The sequence below is a fragment of the Exiguobacterium sp. LL15 genome, from assembly GCF_024436095.1.
Taxonomy (GTDB): domain Bacteria; phylum Bacillota; class Bacilli; order Exiguobacteriales; family Exiguobacteriaceae; genus Exiguobacterium_A; species Exiguobacterium_A indicum.
The window spans coordinates 1-1,844 of record NZ_JANFNX010000008.1 but is presented as its reverse complement, the minus strand read 5'-3'; the positions used below and the strand labels follow the sequence as shown (position 1 = coordinate 1,844).

Sequence of the window (1,844 nt, the reverse complement as noted above, 5' to 3'; positions counted from 1 at the left end):
TTACGGTACTGGCGCCTTCCCCCTCACTAGAGGCTTTTCTTGGCAGTGTGAAATCGTGACCTACGTCCCTACGGGACTCCGCGTCGTTCCTTGACTTTGATGCCTGACGGATTTGCCAATCAGACGGTCTTGAAACTTGCACATGCACTTCCATCCGCATGCGTCACTATCCTCCTGCGTCCCCCCATTGTTCAAACGGTGGATCGGCGGTACAGGAATATCAACCTGTTATCCATCGCCTACGCCTTTCGGCCTCGGCTTAGGTCCAGACTAACCCTGAGCGGACGAGCCTTCCTCAGGAAACCTTGGGCTTTCGACGGAGGGGATTCTCACCCCTCTTTTCGCTACTCACACCGGCATTCTCACTTCCAAACGCTCCACTGCTCCTTCCGGTACAGCTTCACAGCGGTTTGGAACGCTCCCCTACCATTCCTTACGGAATCCGCAGCTTCGGTGGTATGTTTAGCCCCGTTACATTTTCGGCGCGGCGCCACTCGACTAGTGAGCTATTACGCACTCTTTGAATGGTGGCTGCTTCTAAGCCAACATCCTAGCTGTCTAGGCAGCGCCACATCCTTTTCCACTTAACATACACTTTGGGACCTTAGCTGGCGGTCTGGGCTGTTTCCCTCTTGACTACGGATCTTATCACTCGCAGTCTGACTCCCGAGTATAAGTTGCTGGCATTCGGAGTTTAACTGAATTCGGTAACCCTGTGGGGGCCCCTAGTCCAATCAGTGCTCTACCTCCAGAACTCTCAACCTCGAGGCTAGCCCTAAAGCTATTTCGGGGAGAACCAGCTATCTCCAGGTTCGATTGGCATTTCACCGCTACCCACACCTCATCCCCGCACTTTTCAACGTGCGTGGGTTCGGACCTCCAGTCAGTGTTACCTGACCTTCATCCTGGACATGGGTAGATCACCTGGTTTCGGGTCTACGACAACGCACTGAACGCCCTGTTCAGACTCGCTTTCGCTACGGCTCCGCCTCATCGGCTTAACCTCGCGCGTTATCGTAACTCGCCGGTTCATTCTACAAAAGGCACGCCATCACCCGTTAACGGGCTCTGACTACTTGTAGGCATACGGTTTCAGGATCTATTTCACTCCCCTTCCGGGGTGCTTTTCACCTTTCCCTCACGGTACTGGTTCACTATCGGTCACTAGGGAGTATTTAGCCTTGGGAGATGGTCCTCCCGGATTCCGACGGGGTTTCACGTGTCCCGCCGTACTCAGGATCCACTCTGGAGGGAAAACAGTTTCAGCTACAGGGCTGTCACCTTCTTCGGCCGACCTTTCCAGGTCCTTCACCTACTGTCTTCCTTTTTGACTCCGTATAGAGTGTCCTACAACCCCGAAGAGCATGCTCTTCGGTTTGGGCTGTTCCCGTTTCGCTCGCCGCTACTCAGGGAATCGCATTTGCTTTCTCTTCCTCCGGGTACTTAGATGTTTCAGTTCCCCGGGTCTGCCTCACGTTACACTATGTATTCATGTAACATGTCCCATCCCATTACGGATGGTGGGTTCCCCCATTCGGAAATCTTCGGATCAAAGCATACTTACTGCTCCCCGAAGCATATCGCTGTTCGTCGCGTCCTTCATCGGCTCCTAGTGCCAAGGCATCCACCGTACGCCCTTCATACCTTGATCTAGCGTTGGTATTCTAAGAACACACGTCTAATGACATGGTTAATTAAAAGTTTGATGTCTTGTTGATGTCTTCAGTTTTCAAGGTGCGAGTGTCTCTTGCGAGACTGAGAGACGAGCTCTCAAAACTGAACGATGGGCATGTCCCGTAAGGGACGTTTTCCTTAGAAAGGAGGTGATCCAGCCGCACCTTCCG

At 52.9% G+C, this 1,844-nt stretch carries 1 rRNA gene (running past one end of the window); it reads right to left on the bottom strand.

The window, feature by feature from the left end:
* Nucleotides 1-1,651: ribosomal RNA gene (locus NOM72_RS16075) — 23S ribosomal RNA — on the bottom strand; it reaches 1,440 nt to the left of the window's first position.
* Nucleotides 1,652-1,844: the final 193 nt, after the last annotated feature.